Genomic DNA, 18,056 nt, shown 5'->3' on the forward strand with positions numbered 1-18,056 from the left:
CAGCACACGATGAAACTGAAAGTCGCCGTTCAGATGGATCCGATCGCGCGCATCAATATCCGCGGCGATTCGACCTTCGCGCTCTTGCTGGAGGCGCAGCGGCGCGGCCACGACGTCTCGTACTACACGCCGGACAAGTTATCGCTTCGCGGCAGGGATGTGGTCGCGCCGGTCCAGCCGCTGACTGTACGCGACCATCACGGCGATCATTTCACGCTTGGCGATGCCACGCGCGCGCCCCTGGAATCCTTCGACGTCGTGTTGCTGCGGCAGGACCCGCCGTTCGATCTCGCTTATATCACGACGACTCACCTGCTTGAGCGCATCCATCCGAAGACGCTGGTGGTCAACAATCCGGCGAGCGTCCGCAACGCACCGGAAAAGCTGTTCGTGATGGATTTCCCCGACCTGATGCCGCCGACATTGATCTCGCGCGATCTCGACGAGATCAATTCGTTTCGTGCCGAGCATGGCGCGGTGGTCATGAAGCCGCTGCATGGTCACGGCGGAGCCGCGGTCTTCCGCGTCATGCCGCAAGACATGAACTTCGGATCACTGTTCGACATGTTCTCGGTGACGTTTCGCGAATCCTGGGTGATCCAGCGCTTCCTGCCCGAGGTCAGTCGGGGCGACAAGCGCATCATCCTCGTCGATGGCGAATTCGCCGGCGCCGTCAATCGCGTGCCCGCCGCTGACGATCTGCGCTCCAACATGGTGCGCGGCGGTGCCGCGCGGGCCACCGATCTCACCCCACGCGAGAGCGAGATCTGCGAGCGCATCGGACCGGCGCTGCGCGAGCGTGGGCTGCTGTTTGTCGGCATCGACGTCATCGACGGCTTGCTCACCGAAATCAACGTCACCTCGCCGACCGGAATCCGGGCCATCGCCGCGTTGGGCGGTCCGGATGTCGCCGCGATCGTCTGGGACAGGATCGAGGCGAAGCGCTCACAGGCTCCCGGCTGAAGAACTTCAACTTGCGTTCTCTTAATGTTCTTGTGCATCGGAGAGTTGTGAGCTAGCTTCGGCCCGGTAAAAGGGGGCGGTCATGGTGCAGCGGGTATCTACCGTCGCGTTCGAGGGTATCGAAGCGCGCGCTGTCGACGTGCAGGTGCAGGTCGCTCCCGGCCTGCCCGCCTTCAACATAGTGGGATTGCCGGACAAAGCCGTGTCCGAGGCTCGCGAGCGGGTACGAGCGGCGCTGATCGCTTCGGGTCTTGCGCTGCCGGCGAGACGAATCACCGTCAATCTGGCGCCGGCGGATCTGCCCAAGGAAGGCAGTCATTACGATCTTCCGATCGCACTCGGCCTGATGGCGGCGATCGGGGCTATCCCCTCGGACGCATTGGCGGGGTTCACCGTGCTGGGAGAACTCGGCCTCGACGGCTCGATCGCTGCCGTGGCCGGGGTTCTTCCCGCCGCGATCGGCGCGAACGCGCGCGAGGATGGACTGATTTGCCCCTCGGCCTGCGGCGCGGAAGCAGCCTGGGCGAGCCCCGACATCCAGATCATCGCCGCCAGTTCGCTCATTCAGATCGCAAATCATTTCAAGGGAACTCAGGTTCTGTCCCGGCCGCAGCCCCGGATCCGTGAAACCCAGGGCAGCGCTCTCGACCTTCGCGACATCAAAGGGCAGGAGAGCGCCAAGCGCGCGCTCGAGATCGCAGCCGCCGGCGGACACCACCTGCTGATGGTCGGATCTCCCGGCAGCGGCAAATCAATGCTCGCGGCGCGCCTGCCTTCAATTCTCCCGCCGCTGTCGCCGGCCGAACTGCTAGAACTGTCGATGATCGCGTCCGTGGCCGGTGAAATCGACGGCGGTGCGCTCACCTCGCAGCGGCCGTTTCGCGCCCCGCATCATTCCGCCAGCATGGCCGCGCTGACGGGCGGCGGCACCCGCGCCAGACCCGGTGAAATCTCGCTGGCGCATAACGGCGTGCTGTTTCTCGACGAATTGCCGGAATTCGATCCGCGCGTGCTGGATTCGCTCCGGCAGCCGCTTGAAAACGGCGAGATCGCCGTGTCCCGCGCCAATCATCGCGTGACCTACCCCGCGCGCTTCATGCTGGTGGCGGCGATGAATCCATGCCGCTGCGGCCACGCCTTTGAGCCCGGCTACGCCTGCAAGCGTGGTCGCATCGATCGTTGCACCGCGGACTATCAAATGCGCATCTCCGGACCTCTCCTGGACCGGATCGATCTGCGCATCGAAGTGCCGGCCGTGACCGCCTCCGATCTCATCCTGCCGCCTTCGTCGGAAGGCTCGGCCGAAGTCGGCGCTCGTGTCGCCGCGGCACGCGACATTCAGACGGAGCGCTATGCCGCGCTTGGATTGTCGAATGTCCGGACCAACGCCGAAGCTCCGGCGGCCGCACTTGAAGCCATCGCGCAGCCGGATGCACAGGGGCTGAAGCTGCTCCACGACGCCGCGGAAAGTATGCGGTTGTCGGCGCGCGGCTATCACCGGGTGCTGCGGGTCGCCCGCACGCTCGCGGATCTCGACGGCGCTGACAGGATCGGCCGGCTGTACCTCGCCGAAGCCCTGTCCTATCGCGCGCTCGCCGACGACATCAAACGCGCCGCCTGACATCGTGGCGTTGATGTTTCAGTAACGCCTCGTTTACCTTGTTCGCATCGGATCGTTTTCCGGCCCCAACCCTCAAGCACTTCGCAACGTCATGCCTTCATGCTTGAGGGGGTGCATCCACCGCGCGCGCCTTCGTCGGCGGCAACCCGCCTCCGACGGACGCTGCAAGGATGTGCGGGGAGATCGATGACCGCGCGATTATTCTGGACGAAGGCACGCCTGCGCGCGCGCAGGCTGATCCGGCGGCATCCCCGTCTCAACGTCGCCTTTCGCACCTTCATGGCCTTCTCAATCGCGTTCGGCGGCGCCTATGGCTTCATCGCCGGAAGCCTGAGCGCCGACTACGATCCTCATGCGTTCGCAATCGGCATCAGCTTCCTGTTCGCGCTCGCCTGTGTCGCGCTGGCTATCCTGAGCATGCGCTTGCGCCGAATGCGCAAGAAGATGCACAAGATTGCTCTCCATAATGAAGCGCTCGTTGACCGCAACTGGGAGCTGAAGGAAGCGGAAGAGCGCGCGCGCCACCTTTTCGAGTCACAGAGCGATCTGATCGTGCTGCGCGACGGAGGCGGCGTCATCACCTCGGTGAACGAGGCCTATTGCATCCTGGCCCAGCGATCGCGAACGGAGCTGCTTGGCAGCCGGTTCGCGCTTCCCGTTCTCGAGCAAGGCGAGAGCGCGATCGAATCGAACGGCACGCGCGTTTACGACCAGCGTGTCGAAACCGCACGGGGTCCGCGCTGGATCGCATGGCGCGAAGCCTTGATGCGGATCGACGCCGACCATCCGGCGGAACTGCAATGCGTCGGTCGCGACGTTACCGATCGAACCGACTCCGAGCGCGCGCTCGCCGAAGCACGGGATCGCGCGAATGAAGCCAGCCAGGCCAAATCGCGCTTCCTCGCGATGACGTCGCACGAGTTTCGCACCCCGCTCAACGGCATCATCGGCATGAGCGGGTTGCTGCTCGAAACCTTGCTCACGCCCGAACAAACGACCTATGTCAAGGCGGTGAAGGCATCCGGCGACGCATTGTTATCGTTGATCGAGGACCTGCTCGACTATTCCAGGATCGAGGCCGGAAAGGTCGAGCTCGAATGCCGGCCCTTTGTTCTGTCCGACCTGATCGAGGACATAACCGAACTGCTGGCGCCGCGCGCGCAGGCCAGACAGCTTGAAATCGCCTCCTATGTCGATGAAACGCTGCCAGCCGAGGTAATCGGAGACGCCGCGCGCTTGCGGCAGGTGCTGCTCAATCTTGCAGGCAACGCCATCAAGTTTACCTCGTCGGGCGGCGTTGCGCTGATCGTCGTTCCCGGCATCCGGCCGGGCGACATCCGCTTCATGGTCCGTGACACGGGAATCGGCATTGCACCGGATGCGCAAGCCCGGATTTTCCGTGAATTCGAGCAGGCCGACGATCAGATCATTCGGAGCTACGGCGGATCTGGACTGGGGCTGAGCATCAGCGATCGCATCGTCAAACGGATGGGTGGGCGAATCACGCTGCAGAGCAAGCCGGACTCCGGTTCGACATTCGAGGTTTTGGTCCCTCTTCCCGCTCAAGATCGCGCGCCGGAGCGAAAGCGCTTTACCGCGCCGGATCTGACAGGACAGCCGGTCATGCTCGTGGCACCCCAGGCCATCGAGACATCGCTGCTCGCCCGGCGGCTGGAGCGATGGGGGGCGGAGATCTGCACGGCATCGGACCTGACGGTGGCTCGTGCTCTGCTTCCGGAGCGCGCGTGGCACGCCGTTGTTGTCGATCATGCGATGGGCGGCGGTGCGATCTGGCGATTCGGTCAGGCTGCCCGCCAGCATACCGAGCGGCGGATTATCATGGTCACGCCATCGACAAGGCACGACCTTCAGGTTGCCGGTGCGGCCGCGTTCACGGGCTATCTTGTCAAGCCGTTGCGAACCGCGTCGATCGCCGCGCGATTGTCCGCGCCGGCCGACGACCCGACCTCGCTTCGCACCGCCGGCGGCCAGCCTGATTGCGGCAGGCCAGAGACATCCAGGACACCGGCCTCCACTTCCGGGCCAAGCCTTTCTATTCTCATCGCCGAGGACAACGAGATCAACGCGCTATTGACGCGCTCGCTCCTGACCCGTCTCGGACATGCCGTGACCGTCGCCACCAACGGAGAGGAGGCGCTGAAATCGTGGGACGCGGCGCTTGCCGCAGGCGCGCCCTACGATCTCGTTCTGATGGACGTCCAGATGCCGCATCTCGACGGCATCGAGGCCACCAGGAAAATTCGCGAACGGGAATCCGTCCGGTCCGGCCGCCGCACGACCATCCTGGCGCTGACCGCCAACGCGCTGATCGACGATCGTCACGCGTGTTTCGAGGCCGGCATGGATGGCTTTCTCGTCAAGCCGCTCGATCGCGAGAGACTGGCCGACGCGCTTGCGGGATTGACGGCCGCCCGTCATGTCCCGGCCTGAGGTACTGTAGCGTCTTCGAGCGAAGCGAAATCCGGTTCGCGTGAAGAAACCGCTCACGCAGGGTATTCCATTTCCGGGATCATGCTCTAAAGCCGCCTCAACGCGACCCGCTCGACGACATGGTCGGCCCCCTTCTTGAGGATCAGGTTCGCGCGTGGCCGGGTCGGCAGAATGTTGTCCTCCAGGTTGGCGCGGTTGGTGCGCTCCCAGATGGCAATCGCCGTCGCGATCGCCTCGTCGTCCGACAGCAGCGCGTAACGGTTAAAATAGGAGCGCGGATCCTGAAAGGCGGAATCCCGCAAAGCGAGGAAGCGGGTCACATACCAGTCGCGCAGCACCGGCTCTTCGGCGTCGAGATAGACGGAGAAGTCGAAGAAGTCGGAGACGACCGGAATGGCCCTGCCGTCGCGCGGCAACGGCCCGGTTTGCAGAACGTTGACGCCTTCGACGATCAGAATGTCGGGGTGACTGACTTCGATCCAGCTATCGGGGACGATGTCGTAAGTCAGATGCGAGTATACCGGCGCGCGAACGGGCGCGCGGCCAGCCTTGATGTCACTGAGAAACGAAAGCAGCATCGGCAGGTCATAGCTTTCCGGGAAGCCTTTCTTCTGCATCAAGCCGCGTCGCTCGAGCACCGCGTTCGGCAACAGAAACCCGTCAGTCGTCACGAGCTCGACCTTGGGGCGCGGCGACCATCGTGCGAGCAGCGCCTGCAGCACCCGCGCCGTGGTCGATTTTCCAACCGCAACCGACCCCGCCACGCCGATGATATACGGCACCTTCCGATCATGGATGCCGAGAAACTGACGCTGAGCAACAAAGAGACGCTGCATCGCAGCCACATAGATCGACAGCAGCCTGGACAACGGCAGATAGATTTCCTCTACCTCCACGAGATCGAGCCGATCATGCATCGAGCGCAACGCCGCGATTTCATTCGCGGCCAGCGTCATCGGCATATCGTGGCGAAGCTTGGCCCATTCGGCGCGGGGGAAGACCCGATACGGATTATATTGTTGCTGGTCTGCCCGCGAATCCATGACGCTTGCCCTTTGGGCTAGAGCATGATCCCGAAAAGTGGTGACCGGTTTTCGGATAAGATCATGCTCAATCGAAAGATAGGACCAGAGTCTGCTTCAACGCGGTTAAATCAGACTCTGGAGCCTTTCCGCTTGTGATAAAATCAGAAGCGGGCTCTATGATTTTGTTCTGTCGCGTTTTCTTCACGCGAACCGGTGTCCACTTCGCTTGAAACGCTCTAGTCGCGATTGCGCGCGGCCTTTTCCTCGAGTCCCGATATCGCCGTGCGCTGCGCCAAAACAGCTTCCACATCCTGCAGCGTCACACCGCTGGCCTTCAACAGCACAAGAAAATGAAACATGAGATCGGCGCCTTCGGCGATCAGGTGATGCCGGTCTTTCTCGACCGCTGCGATGATCGTCTCGACCGCTTCCTCGCCGAGCTTCCTCGCGCAATGTGCCGGGCCCTTGTCGAGCAGCTTTCGCGTATAGGACGCATCGCCCCCCGATGCAGCCCTGGCGTCAATGATGGCGGCAAGATCATGGATCGTGAAACGCTGCATAATCCGTCTACTCGTCCGCTCGCGCATCGAGGCGCGCGATCATTATTGAATACCTGGCGCTTCCGTAATCCGGAGTTGTCAGGGGTCGAGCCGCATGGCCAGTCCGGCGCGAACCATATGCTCCTTGGCTTGGCGAATGGTAAACTCCCCGAAATGAAAGATCGATGCCGCCAGCACCGCGGTGGCATGGCCTTCGCGGATTCCATCGACCAGGTGATCGAGGTTACCGACGCCTCCGGAGGCGATCACGGGCACCGGAACGCTGTCGGCCACCCGCCGCGTCAACGGCAGATCGAAGCCCTGGCGCGTGCCGTCGCGATCCATCGAGGTCAGCAGGATTTCGCCCGCGCCGAGCGACGCCACTTCCTGCGCATACTCGATCGCATCGATGCCGGTGGATCTGCGTCCGCCATGTGTGAAGATTTCCCAGCGGTCCGTCCCACCGGTTCTTGAGACCCGTTTGGCGTCGATGGCGACCACGATGCACTGGTCGCCGAACTTCTCCGAGGCCTCCTTGACGAATTCGCGCCGGCTCACCGCCGCGCTGTTGATCGAGACCTTGTCCGCGCCGGAGCGCAGCAAGGTGCGGATATCCTCGATGGTGCGGACGCCGCCGCCGACGGTCACCGGCATGAAGCAGGCTTCCGCGGTGCGCCGGACCACATCCAGCATGATGCCGCGATTCTCGTGCGTCGCGGTAATGTCGAGAAAGGTAAGTTCGTCCGCGCCGGCGGCATCGTATGCGATCGCCGCTTCCACGGGATCGCCGGCATCACGCAGGTCCACGAAGTTGACGCCCTTGACGACCCGTCCATCCTTGACGTCAAGGCAGGGGATGACACGGACCTTGAACATCGCCGCTTGATCCCCTCAGGCCGCCGCGCGCGCGGCGTGGATCAGCTTCAGCGCCTCGACCGGATCGAGCCGGCCGTCATAAAGCGCGCGTCCGGAAATGGCGCCCGCAAGCTTCTTCGCGCGCGGTTCGAGCAGCGCCTTCACGTCCGCGATGGAGGCGAAACCGCCGGAGGCGATCACCGGAATCGAGATGCTGTCGGCGAGCGCGATCGTGGCGTCGAGGTTCAGACCCTTCAGCAAGCCGTCCCTGGCGATGTCGGTGAAGATGATCGCCGCGATGCCGGCGTCCTCGAATCGCCGCGCGATGTCGAGCGCGGTTACCTCCGAGGTCTCTGCCCAGCCCTCGACCGCGACCTTGCCGTCCCTCGCATCGAGGCCGACCGCAACGCGTCCCGGAAACGCCTTGGCGGCTTCCCTGACCAGAACCGGATCGCGCACCGCGGCCGTGCCGATGATGACGCGCGCGACGCCCTTGCCGAGCCAGGCTTCGACCGTTTTCAGGTCCCGGATGCCGCCGCCCAGTTGCATCGGCAGCGCGACGTTCCGCAGAACGCGCTCCACCGCATCCGCGTTGACAGGCTTGCCCGCGAACGCGCCGTCGAGATCGACGACATGGAGATACTCGAAACCTTGCGCGGCGAATGCGCGCGCCTGCTCAACGGGATCGAGATTGAACACGGTCGCGCGCGCCATGTCGCCCTGCTCGAGGCGAACGCACTGACCGCTCTTAAGATCGATGGCGGGGAAAAGGATCACGGTTTCCATCTCAGGAAATTGGCGATCAGAGCCAGTCCGAACCGTTGGCTCTTTTCGGGATGGAACTGTGTGCCGATCGCGGTGTCCTTGCCGACGATCGCCGTCACCGGACCACCATAGTCGGCGCGCGCGAGCACGTCGGTCTCGTTGGCGGCGTTCAGGTGATAGGAGTGCACGAAATAGGCGTGGCGGCCTTTGGGTCCCAATGGGAGGCCTTCGAGGACCGGATGCTCTCGCGCCGGATCGAGCGTATTCCAGCCCATATGCGGAATCTTCAGGCTTTCGTCGCGCGGGGAAATCCTTTCGACGTCGCCCGCGATCCAGCCGAGGCCGTCCGTTGTGACGTGCTCCTTGCCCCGCGTCGCCATCAGCTGCATCCCGACGCAGATTCCCAGGAACGGGCGCGCTTTGTCGCGCACCACCTCCGTCAGCGCCTGGACCATGCCGTCGAGCGCATCGAGGCCGCGGCGGCAATCGGCGAAAGCGCCCACACCGGGCAGCACCACGCGATCGGCCCGGAACACCACGTCAGGGTCGCGCGTCACCACGATCCTTTGCAGACCTTCCATGCCGCGCGCCGCGCACTCAAGCGCCTTGGCGGCCGAATGGAGATTACCCGACCCATAGTCGATGATTGCAGCCGTCACCGCCGAAATCCGGGTTGCGGGAACAGGCCGACGATGTCGCCGCGCGGTAGCGACGGCGGAAGGGATGTGTCCGGACCGCCTCGCGTCGGCGGCGGTGCGCCGCGATCGATCGCCAACGGATCGTAGTCCGCGCTCCGCATCGCTTGCCAGCGGTCGAAGAAGCGCCGCTCGGCGGCCTCCTGATCGTCCGCGACGACGACGTCCAGCGGACGCCACTTGCGCCGCGACAGCGTCCAGCGCCGCAGGCTCGCCGCTTCCAGCCCCATCAGCACGGCGACGACCGCCATCGCCGCAACGCGTGTCCCCGCGCCGACGCGCAGCAGCGTCATCACCACTTCCATCGCGATCGACAGGACCAGATAGCCCGCGAGAACCAGCCATAGCCGCCGGTAAAGCAGCCATATCGGACCGAGCACAAACGCTCCGAACGAGAAGCCATCGCGAACGAATACGAAGTTATCCGTGGCGCCGCGCCCGTCTGGCCCGTCGGCCGGTGGCGCATGGACTGTGTAGACCGACATTGCACTCTCCGCCGACAACAGCACGGTCAGCCGCCGAGCTGCCCCTTTGTTGATGGCACTTCGTTCGCGGCGCGCGGATCGATCGCCACCGCGGCTCGAAGCGCTCGCGCCAGACCCTTGAAGCAGGATTCGGCGATATGATGGCTGTTCTCGCCATATAGGGTCTCCACGTGCAAAGTCACGCCCGCATTGACCGCAAACGCGTTGAACCACTCGCGCACCAGCTCGGTGTCGAACTCCCCGATCTTGTCGCGGGGGAAACCGACCTTGAACACGAGCACCGGCCGGCCGGAAATATCGATCACGACACGGGACAGCGTTTCGTCCATCGGCATATAGACGCTCGCATAGCGGCTGATGCCGACCATCGAGCCTAGCGCCTGCTTCACCGCCTGGCCCAGCGCGATGCCGACATCTTCCGTGGTGTGGTGATGATCGACGTGGAGATCGCCGTCGGCCCTGACCGTGATGTCGATGCGCGAATGGCGTGCGAGCAGATCCAGCATGTGGTCAAAAAAGCCGATGCCGGTCGCGACCTCGGACACGCCGGAGCCGTCGAGGTTCACCGCGACCTCGATGTCCGTTTCCTTGGTCTTGCGCTTGATGCTCGCCGTGCGCATGAAAAGCTCTCTACGTCGCGCATGATCTGCCTCCGCCGGACTTCGAGCGGTTTGACAACGAGATCACACGCCATTTAACGATCTGAGCGCGTCGGACGCAAAATCGGGGCACCGCTCTTGCTGAACGCGCTCTGGCAGAACGCGGCTCTTTTAACAGGCTCACGACCTGTTCGCTACTGCGGGACGATGCAATTTTTACCCGTGCATTACGACCGTGGCGACGAATCCACGAAATCAAGCGCCGATTGCAAGGCCGCGCCGCAATGCCTAAATCTGGCGGATCATGAAGGGGTTCAGATGCAAGCATCACAGCCGGAGACGTGGCACGGCACCACGATCCTGACCGTCCGCAAGGGCGGCAAAGTGGTCATTGGCGGCGACGGCCAGGTCTCGATCGGACAGACGGTCATCAAGTCCAACGCGAAAAAGGTCAGGAAGCTCGGCAAAGGCGACGTCATCGGCGGCTTTGCCGGCGCCACCGCCGATGCGTTCACCCTGTTCGAGCGGCTGGAAAGCAAGCTTGAGCAATATCCTGGGCAACTTACACGCGCCGCTGTCGAACTCGCCAAGGACTGGCGCACCGACCGCTATCTGCGGCGGCTGGAAGCGATGATGCTTGTCGCCGACAAGGACGTATCGCTGGTGCTGACCGGGACCGGAGACGTTCTGGAGCCGGAATCCGGCGTGATGGCGATCGGCTCGGGGGGCAACTACGCGCTCGCCGCCGCGCGAGCCCTGATCGACTCCGACAAGGACGCGGAAACGATCGTCCGCAGTGCTCTCGATATCGCCGCCGATATCTGTGTTTATACCAATCGAAACCTGACGATCGAAGCGCTGGCCGCGAGCTGAGCGATGGCTTACGGCTTTCGCCCGATGACCGCCGCCGACCTGCCGACGATCCGGCGCTGGCTCGACACGCCGCATGTCGCGGAATGGTGGGGCGACCCGGCCGAACAGTTCGAACTGGTCAGCGGCGACCTCGATCATCCGGACATGGCGCAGTTCATCGTCACCGACGGCGGGCGCGACTTCGCCTATCTTCAGTGCTACCGGCTCAGCGACTGGCATACCGGCCTCGGCGAGCAGCCGGATGGAACGCGCGGGCTCGATCAGTTCATCGGCGAAGCCGGCATGATCGGGCGCGGCCATGGCTCCGCGTTCATCCGCTCCTTTGCCGACAGGCTGCTCATCAAGGGCGTGCCGCGTATCGTGATCGATCCCGATCCGGATAATGCCCGCGCGATTCGCGCCTATGAAAAAGCGGGCTTTCATCGCGACCGTCTCGCGGCAACGCCCGACGGCCCCGCGCTTCTGATGATCCGCGACGCATGAGTGTCGTCGGTCGGCGCTCCATCATCGTGAACCGCTTGCCGCGGATCGAATCGCAACCTACCTAGGGTGGTCATGACAGATATCTCTCCCCGTGAAATCGTTTCTGAACTCGACCGTTTCATTGTCGGTCAGGCCGACGCCAAGCGCGCGGTCTCCATCGCATTGCGCAATCGCTGGCGACGCCAGCAGTTGACCGGACCGCTGCGCGAGGAGGTGTTGCCGAAGAACATCCTGATGATCGGCCCGACCGGCGTCGGCAAGACGGAGATCGCGCGACGGCTGGCGAAACTTGCCAACGCTCCCTTTCTCAAGATCGAGGCGACCAAGTTCACCGAGGTGGGATATGTCGGACGCGACGTCGAACAGATCGTGCGCGATATCGTCGAGGTCGCGATCAACCAGACCCGTGAGCGCAAGCGCAAGGACGTTCAGGCGCGCGCGCAGCTTGCCGCGGAGGAGCGCGTTCTGGATGCTCTGGTCGGCGCCAATGCAAGCGCCGCCACGCGTGATTCATTTCGAAAGAGATTGCGCAGCGGCGAACTCAACGACAAGGAGATCGAGATCGAGACGCAGACCTCCGGAGGAGGTCCGATGTTCGAGATTCCGGGGATGCCGGGCGCGCAGGTCGGCGCGATCTCGATCGGCGATATTTTCGGCAAGATGGGCGGGCGAACCAAGACCCGCCGGCTCACCGTCTCGGACTCCTATGAGATCCTGATCAACGAGGAATCCGACAAGCTGCTCGATAGCGATCAGCTCACGCAGGAAGCGATCGCCGCGGTCGAGAATAACGGCATCGTGTTCCTCGACGAGATCGACAAGATCTGCGTGCGTGACGGGCGCAGCGGCGGCGATGTGTCGCGCGAGGGCGTGCAGCGCGACCTGCTGCCGCTGATTGAAGGAACCACCGTCTCGACCAAGCACGGCGCCGTTAAGACCGACCATATCCTGTTCATCGCATCAGGCGCGTTTCACATCGCCAAGCCCTCCGATCTGCTGCCTGAATTGCAGGGCCGGCTGCCGATCCGCGTCGAACTGGACGCTTTGACGCGCGATGACCTGCGGCGCATCCTGACCGAGCCGGAGGCCTCGCTCATCAAACAGTACGTCGCATTGATGGACACCGAGGGAGTCGTGCTCGACTTCACCGATGATGCCGTCGATGCGCTTGCCGATATCGCGGTCGCGGTGAATTCGACGGTGGAGAACATCGGCGCGAGGCGGTTGCAGACCGTGATGGAGCGGGTGCTCGACGACATCTCGTTCACGGCCCCGGATCGCAATGGCGAGACGGTCCGCATCGACGCCGGATATGTCCAGAAAAATATCGGCGACCTGGCCAAGAATGCCGACCTGAGCAGGTTCATCCTTTAGACCACGATGGTTCTGGATCGTATCGATCCAGAACCATGAACGTGATCGATTCCAATATTTCGAAGCGGGATGCAGGCGGAAAACCGCACCACACTTTTCCTCACCCGCTTTAGCGTTCTGACTGTTCTTTCCAACGCGGCGCCTTCTTGCGCGGCACGAAAGGTTGCTGCCCGGTAAGGGGAAGCAGGAGAGGATTGTTCCACATAAGGTTCTCTAAAGAGATCAACCCACTATATGTTGGATAGCGGTAGATTGACGTCATGGACCGTGGCGGTCCATCATGCTGCGGTGCAAAAAAGAGGAACAGGCCAATGCCGATCGGTGAATTTGGACGGCCTCCGGAGTTGCCGGCCGAGGTCAGCCCGACGATGACGGCGCCGATGTACTGGATGTACGAAATGGCCCAGGCCTCGCTCAATCCGGCCCGCGCCATCACTGACGCGACCCGGATGCTGTTCCAAAACCCGCTCAATCCGTGGGCGCATACCCAGCTCGGCAAATCTGTCGCCGCGGGTTGCGAACTGTTCGAGCGCACCACCCGCCGTTACGGAAAACCGGAATGGGGTCTCCACGAGACCAAAGTCAACGGCGTGCGTACGCCGATCGAGATCCGCTCGGTTTGGGAGAAGCCCTTCTGTCGTCTGCTCTACTTCGATCGGATGCACCCGCGCCCGCTGCGGACGCCGCAGCCGCGCCTGTTGCTGGTGGCGCCGATGTCGGGTCACTACGCGACCTTGCTGCGCGGAACCGTCGAAGCGTTCATGCCGACGCACGACGTCTATATCACCGACTGGTCCGACGCCCGCATGGTTCCGGTGGCGGAAGGTCGTTTCGATCTGGATGATTTCGTCGACTATCTGATCGAGATCCTCCACATGCTCGGTGGAAACGTTCATGTCATCGCCGTCTGCCAGCCGTCGGTCCCGGTGCTGGCCGCGGTGTCGGCGATGGAGGCCGCGCGCGATCCCTATGTTCCGCTGTCGATGACGTTGATGGGAGGGCCGATCGATACTCGCAAGAATCCGACCGCCGTCAACAATCTCGCCGCCGAGAGAGGCACCGATTGGTTCCGCAATAACGTCATCACCAAGGTGCCGTTTCCGCATCCCGGCGTAATGCGCGACGTCTATCCCGGCTTCTTGCAGCTCAACGGCTTCATCAGCATGAATTTCGATCGCCACATGAATGCGCACAAGAGCCTGTTCGAGCATCTCGTCAAAGGCGACGGCGACCTGGCCGACAAGCACCGCGATTTCTATGACGAGTATCTCGCTGTCATGGACCTGACCGCGGAGTATTATCTGCAAACGGTCGATCAGGTGTTCGTCAAACACGCTTTGCCGAAGGGCGAGATGACTCACCGCGGCCGGCTGGTCGATCCTTCGAAGATCAAGCGCGTCGCGCTGATGACGGTGGAGGGCGAGAAGGACGACATTTCCGGCCTCGGCCAGACCGAAGCTGCGCATGCGTTATGCACATCGATCCCGGACAACCGGCGAACCCATTACGTGCAGAGCGGCGTCGGTCACTATGGCGTGTTTAACGGTTCGAGATTCAGGTCGGAGATCGTCCCGCGCATGAATGACTTCATGCAGTCGAACGCCGGGCCTCCGGAGAAAGCATCGCGTGCTTCGGCCGCGGAATGAATCGCGCAATCCAAGCGGAAATCGATCGGGCCGCCTGATCCAGAGCGCGGCCATCGTGCTGGATAACCGGCCTGTTTCGACCTTTCTCAAAGAATGAACCGGGTTTCATCCATGTCGGTATCTGGTTCAGCGAGGAAATCCGGGATCGATGTGTTCCCACACCCCCTATATAGCCTGATCACAACTCGTTAACGCTGTATATTGGGCAAATGATTTGTTTTTGCGCCGAACGGTTTGAGTGGCGTCGGATATGGCAAAATCCGGGCGGTATCTCCCCTTCCGGATTTGCAGATATGGCCCGCGCACTTCTTTACCGACGCCCCGCTGAACCGTCCCGGCTTCTCATCAAGCACGGATCCCAGATTTATTCCGTCCGCTTGCGACGGCATCGCCGCGCGCGCCGCTACACCTTGCGAATCCATCCGAGTGACCGCGAAGCGATCCTGACAATGCCGCCACGAGGAACGCTCGCGGAAGCCAAGGACTTCGCGCAACGTCACGGCGGCTGGATCGCGGCGCGTCTCGGGCGTCTGCCGAAGGCGGCTCCCTTCCAGCATGGCGCGGTCATTCCGCTGCGCGGCGTCGCCCATCGGATCGTGCATCGCGCCGGCGAGCGCGGCACGGTGTGGACCGAGACGCGCGACAGCGGCGAGCGGATTCTTTGTGTCGCCGGCGGACTCGAATATCTCGACCGGCGCGTCCACGATTTCCTGAAACGGGAAGCGCGGCAAGACTTGCAAAAAGCCTCGCAGCGTTACGCCGATGCGCTTGGCGTCAAGGTCAGGCGTATCTCGATCCGCGACCAATCGAGTCGCTGGGGATCGTGCACGTCCGCCGGGTCGCTGTCATTCTCTTGGCGGCTCATTCTGGCGCCGCCGTTCGTGCTGGATTATCTCGCCGCGCACGAGGTTGCCCACCTCGTCGAAATGAATCACTCGCCGCGATTCTGGAAGGTGGTCGCTCGCGTCTGCAAACATGTCGAGCGGGCCAAGAAGTGGCTCGACGTTGAAGGCAACGACCTTCATCGCTACGGCATTCAGGATTGATCGCGGGAACGGCCGGAATCGCGACGAGCGATTGTCAACTTCCCCGCGAGCGGGAGAGAGCGCGCGCAGTGCTGCGATGACGCGTTCCTTAAAAATGAAGGAGATGATTTCCGATAGCGTTTTCGAGCGAAGTGGATCCGGTTCGCCGGAAAGAAAACGCGTCAAATCAATATCGTAGAGCCTCGCTTCTGATTCAGAAGCGATAAACTATCGCCCGCCGAACAGGCGGTCGTTCAGCCAGCCGTCGAGTCCGAGCCCGCTGGCAGGTTGCGGCCGCGCATCGGCCCGCGCCGGCTGCGGTATCGGCGGCGGCGGCGACCGCCCGAGCGTGGGCGAGGCCGCCCGTACCGGCGCGTCGGCCGGCTGGCCGAACTGCGCCACTTCAGGCGGGAAGCCGCTCCGCTGCGTGCCGGGAATCGGTTCGGGCCGCACACCTTGATGCGCAGCGCGCATGAAGCGGCTCCACACCTCCACCGGCAGGCTGCCTCCGGTCGCCTTGCGGGTCGGCGTATTGTCGTCGTTGCCGAGCCAGACTCCGGTTACGAGCCGCGCCGTATAGCCGATGAACCATGCATCGCGAAAATCCTGGCTGGTGCCGGTCTTGCCGGCCGCCGTCCATCCCGGAATCTCGGCCTTGCGCGCGGTGCCGTTGATGAGCGTTTGCTCCATCATCGTGTTCATCATGGCGACCGCGCGCGGATCGATCACGCGATCGGGCCGTTCCTTGCCGCGCGCATAGAGAAGCTTGTTGTTGCCTGCGGTCCGGACGCGTTCGACGACATGGGGACCCGCGGCATATCCGCCATTGGCGAACGGCGCGAAGGCGCCGACCAGTTCAAGCGGCGACACCTCCGAGGTGCCGAGCGCGATGGATGCGTTCGGCTCAAGTTTCGACGTGATACCGAGGCGGTGCGCGGTTCGCACCACTTTTCCAGCTCCGACTTCCAGTCCGAGCCGGACGGCGACGGTATTGAGAGACATAGCGAGCGCCTGGGTCAGCGTCACCGCGCCGAAATACTCATGCGTATAATTCTCCGGCCGCCAGCCTTTGATATCGAGCGGAGCATCCTGACGGATCGTCTCGGGCGTCAGGCCGGCCTCGATCGCGGCCAGATATACAAACGGCTTGAACGCGGAGCCGGGCTGGCGCTTCGCCATGGTCGCGCGATTGAACTGGCTGTCGGCGTAGTTGCGGCCGCCGACCATGGCGCGGATGGCGCCATCGGGTGTCATCGCCACCAACGCGCCCTGGCTGACATTGAACTTGATGCTTTTCGCCGCCAGCTCGTCGATCAGGGCGGCTTCCGCCGCGCTCTGCAGTTTCGGATCGATGGTCGTCTCAACGATGATGTTCTGATCGACCTGGCCCACCAGGTCATCGAGCACTTCGCCGACCCAGTCGGCGACGTAGTTGGCGGTGCCGGCGCTTGCCGGCTTCATCGCATAAGAGGGTTTGGCGGTGGCGGCGCGCGCCTGTTGCCCGGTGATGAGATGAGCGTCGGCCATCGCGGCAAGCACGATCTTGGCGCGGGCCTCGGCGCCTTCCGGATTGCGATCCGGCGCGAGCCGCGAGGGCGACTTGACGAGACCGGCCAGCATGGCGGCCTCCGCGAGCGTGACGTTCTTCGCGGGCTTCCCAAAATACTTCTGCGCCGCCGCCTCGATGCCATACGCGCCGGACCCGAAATAGACGCGGTTGAGGTAAAGTTCGAGAATCTGCGCCTTGGTGTGCTTGCGCTCCAGCCAGAGCGCGAGTTCGACCTCCTGGAGTTTCCGCTCAAGCGTGCGCTCCTGGGTCAGGAACAGGTTCTTGGCGAGCTGCTGGGTCAGCGTCGAGCCGCCCTGCGATACGCCGCGGTGCAGCACGTTGGCGACGGCGGCGCGCAGGATGCCGAGCGGGTCGACGCCATAATGCGAATGGAACCGGCGGTCCTCGATCGCGATGAAGGCGTTCGGCAAATAGCTCGGCAGCTCCTTGAGTGCGACGTTGCTTCCGGCCATCTCGCCGCGCGTCGCCAGCACGCTGCCGTCCGCGGCGACGATCTGAATCGTCGGCGGGCGTTTTGGAATTTCCAACGACTGGATCGGCGGCAGATGCGCCCCGACATAGATCAGCACGCCGACGACAGCGATCACCGACCACAAGGCGACCACGGCGCTCCAGTAAAACAGCCGCGAGAGGCCCGCTCGCTTCCGCTTCTTCGCTTGCCCCTTGCGGCCGCCTGGCGGCTTGCGCGGCGCCTCGCTTCGCGGAGCGGTTGCCTTTTTGCGCGGCGGGGTTCGCCTGGCCGGCTTGTCGTCGGCAATCGTGACGCGGTCGAGCGGATTGAGGCGCAGCTCCGTAAGCGAAGCCGCGAACCCGCTGAATACCGGCTCCTTGCGCCCGCTCCGCTTTTTTTGTCCCAATGCCATACGCAACAACGCTTACGCCGATTTCACCGCACGTCAGTGTGCCGATTTCGACGCTCGCGTGTCTCCGCAGCAATCCTTGATGCGAACCTCAAAATCAAGGGAGACCCTAGCGGCCGGGCTTTAAGGCGCGGTTACCTGAGAGTTTACGCAAAATTAGGGCTGTAGCGCGGAACGGCGCGCCCAGGCAGAATGATCCGCGTCCGGATTACGGGCGCGACGATCGG

General features: G+C 63.2%; 16 protein-coding genes. 8 read left to right on the forward strand and 8 right to left on the reverse strand.

Features of this window, described 5'->3' with window-relative positions; genetic code table 11:
- Window positions 1-9 precede the first annotated feature (9 nt).
- From gshB to NWI_RS00630, 3 genes are all read left to right on the forward strand, one after another.
- Window positions 10-963, forward strand: a complete 954-nt coding sequence (gene gshB / locus NWI_RS00620) for a glutathione synthase (protein ID WP_011313454.1) — start codon at window positions 10-12, stop codon at window positions 961-963.
- Window positions 964-1,045: 82 nt separating this feature from the next.
- On the forward strand, window positions 1,046-2,584 hold the full coding sequence (locus tag NWI_RS00625; RefSeq protein WP_011313455.1) for a YifB family Mg chelatase-like AAA ATPase: 1,539 nt from the start codon (window positions 1,046-1,048) through the stop codon (window positions 2,582-2,584).
- Between the two features lie 186 nt (window positions 2,585-2,770).
- Window positions 2,771-5,035, forward strand: a complete 2,265-nt coding sequence (locus tag NWI_RS00630; RefSeq protein WP_011313456.1) for a PAS domain-containing hybrid sensor histidine kinase/response regulator — start codon at window positions 2,771-2,773, stop codon at window positions 5,033-5,035.
- An 86-nt stretch (window positions 5,036-5,121) separates the two neighbouring features.
- Here the strand turns inward: NWI_RS00630 and coaA are convergent, their stop codons facing one another.
- From coaA to hisB, 7 genes are all read right to left on the reverse strand, one after another.
- Window positions 5,122-6,078 (reverse strand): type I pantothenate kinase, encoded by a 957-nt coding sequence (gene coaA, locus NWI_RS00635; RefSeq protein WP_011313457.1) that lies wholly within the window; start codon window positions 6,076-6,078, stop codon window positions 5,122-5,124.
- Window positions 6,079-6,296: 218 nt separating this feature from the next.
- Window positions 6,297-6,620 carry a phosphoribosyl-ATP diphosphatase gene (locus tag NWI_RS00640; RefSeq protein ID WP_011313458.1) on the reverse strand — a complete coding sequence of 108 codons (324 nt, stop codon included), beginning with the start codon at window positions 6,618-6,620 and terminating at the stop codon, window positions 6,297-6,299.
- 78 nt (window positions 6,621-6,698) lie between these two features.
- Window positions 6,699-7,475 carry an imidazole glycerol phosphate synthase subunit HisF gene (hisF, locus tag NWI_RS00645; protein WP_011313459.1) on the reverse strand — a complete coding sequence of 259 codons (777 nt, stop codon included), beginning with the start codon at window positions 7,473-7,475 and terminating at the stop codon, window positions 6,699-6,701.
- A gap of 15 nt (window positions 7,476-7,490) precedes the next feature.
- Window positions 7,491-8,240 (reverse strand): 1-(5-phosphoribosyl)-5-[(5-phosphoribosylamino)methylideneamino]imidazole-4-carboxamide isomerase, encoded by a 750-nt coding sequence (hisA, locus tag NWI_RS00650; RefSeq protein WP_187148000.1) that lies wholly within the window; start codon window positions 8,238-8,240, stop codon window positions 7,491-7,493.
- Window positions 8,228-8,878 carry an imidazole glycerol phosphate synthase subunit HisH gene (gene hisH / locus NWI_RS00655; RefSeq protein WP_011313461.1) on the reverse strand — a complete coding sequence of 217 codons (651 nt, stop codon included), beginning with the start codon at window positions 8,876-8,878 and terminating at the stop codon, window positions 8,228-8,230. The genes hisA and hisH overlap by 13 nt, the downstream gene beginning before the upstream one ends.
- Complete coding sequence (locus NWI_RS00660) at window positions 8,875-9,399, reverse strand: DUF2628 domain-containing protein (protein ID WP_041344628.1); 525 nt, start codon at window positions 9,397-9,399, stop codon at window positions 8,875-8,877. Before NWI_RS00660 ends, hisH begins: the two co-directional genes overlap by 4 nt.
- A gap of 26 nt (window positions 9,400-9,425) precedes the next feature.
- A complete protein-coding gene (gene hisB / locus NWI_RS00665) occupies window positions 9,426-10,019 on the reverse strand; it encodes an imidazoleglycerol-phosphate dehydratase HisB (RefSeq protein ID WP_011313463.1) in 594 nt (197 codons plus the stop codon).
- Between the two features lie 297 nt (window positions 10,020-10,316).
- On the opposite strand from hisB, the gene hslV reads away from it, so the two are divergent.
- The 5 genes from hslV to NWI_RS00690 all read left to right on the forward strand — a co-directional run bounded on the left by hslV (window position 10,317) and on the right by NWI_RS00690 (window position 15,420).
- Window positions 10,317-10,871, forward strand: a complete 555-nt coding sequence (hslV, locus tag NWI_RS00670) for an ATP-dependent protease subunit HslV (protein ID WP_011313464.1) — start codon at window positions 10,317-10,319, stop codon at window positions 10,869-10,871.
- A gap of 3 nt (window positions 10,872-10,874) precedes the next feature.
- Window positions 10,875-11,354, forward strand: coding sequence for a GNAT family N-acetyltransferase (locus NWI_RS00675; RefSeq protein WP_011313465.1), 480 nt, complete (start codon window positions 10,875-10,877; stop codon window positions 11,352-11,354).
- A gap of 72 nt (window positions 11,355-11,426) precedes the next feature.
- Window positions 11,427-12,728, forward strand: coding sequence for an ATP-dependent protease ATPase subunit HslU (gene hslU, locus NWI_RS00680; protein WP_011313466.1), 1,302 nt, complete (start codon window positions 11,427-11,429; stop codon window positions 12,726-12,728).
- A gap of 311 nt (window positions 12,729-13,039) precedes the next feature.
- Entirely contained in the window at window positions 13,040-14,374 is a 1,335-nt protein-coding gene (locus NWI_RS00685) for a polyhydroxyalkanoate depolymerase (protein WP_011313467.1), read from the forward strand.
- A gap of 209 nt (window positions 14,375-14,583) precedes the next feature.
- On the forward strand, window positions 14,584-15,420 hold the full coding sequence (locus tag NWI_RS00690) for a M48 family metallopeptidase (protein WP_011313468.1): 837 nt from the start codon (window positions 14,584-14,586) through the stop codon (window positions 15,418-15,420).
- A gap of 207 nt (window positions 15,421-15,627) precedes the next feature.
- Here NWI_RS00690 and NWI_RS00695 read toward each other — a convergent pair whose 3' ends face one another.
- Complete coding sequence (locus NWI_RS00695; protein ID WP_011313469.1) at window positions 15,628-17,832, reverse strand: transglycosylase domain-containing protein; 2,205 nt, start codon at window positions 17,830-17,832, stop codon at window positions 15,628-15,630.
- Window positions 17,833-18,056: the final 224 nt, after the last annotated feature.

The organism is Nitrobacter winogradskyi Nb-255 (assembly GCF_000012725.1).
GTDB classification, from domain to species: domain Bacteria; phylum Pseudomonadota; class Alphaproteobacteria; order Rhizobiales; family Xanthobacteraceae; genus Nitrobacter; species Nitrobacter winogradskyi.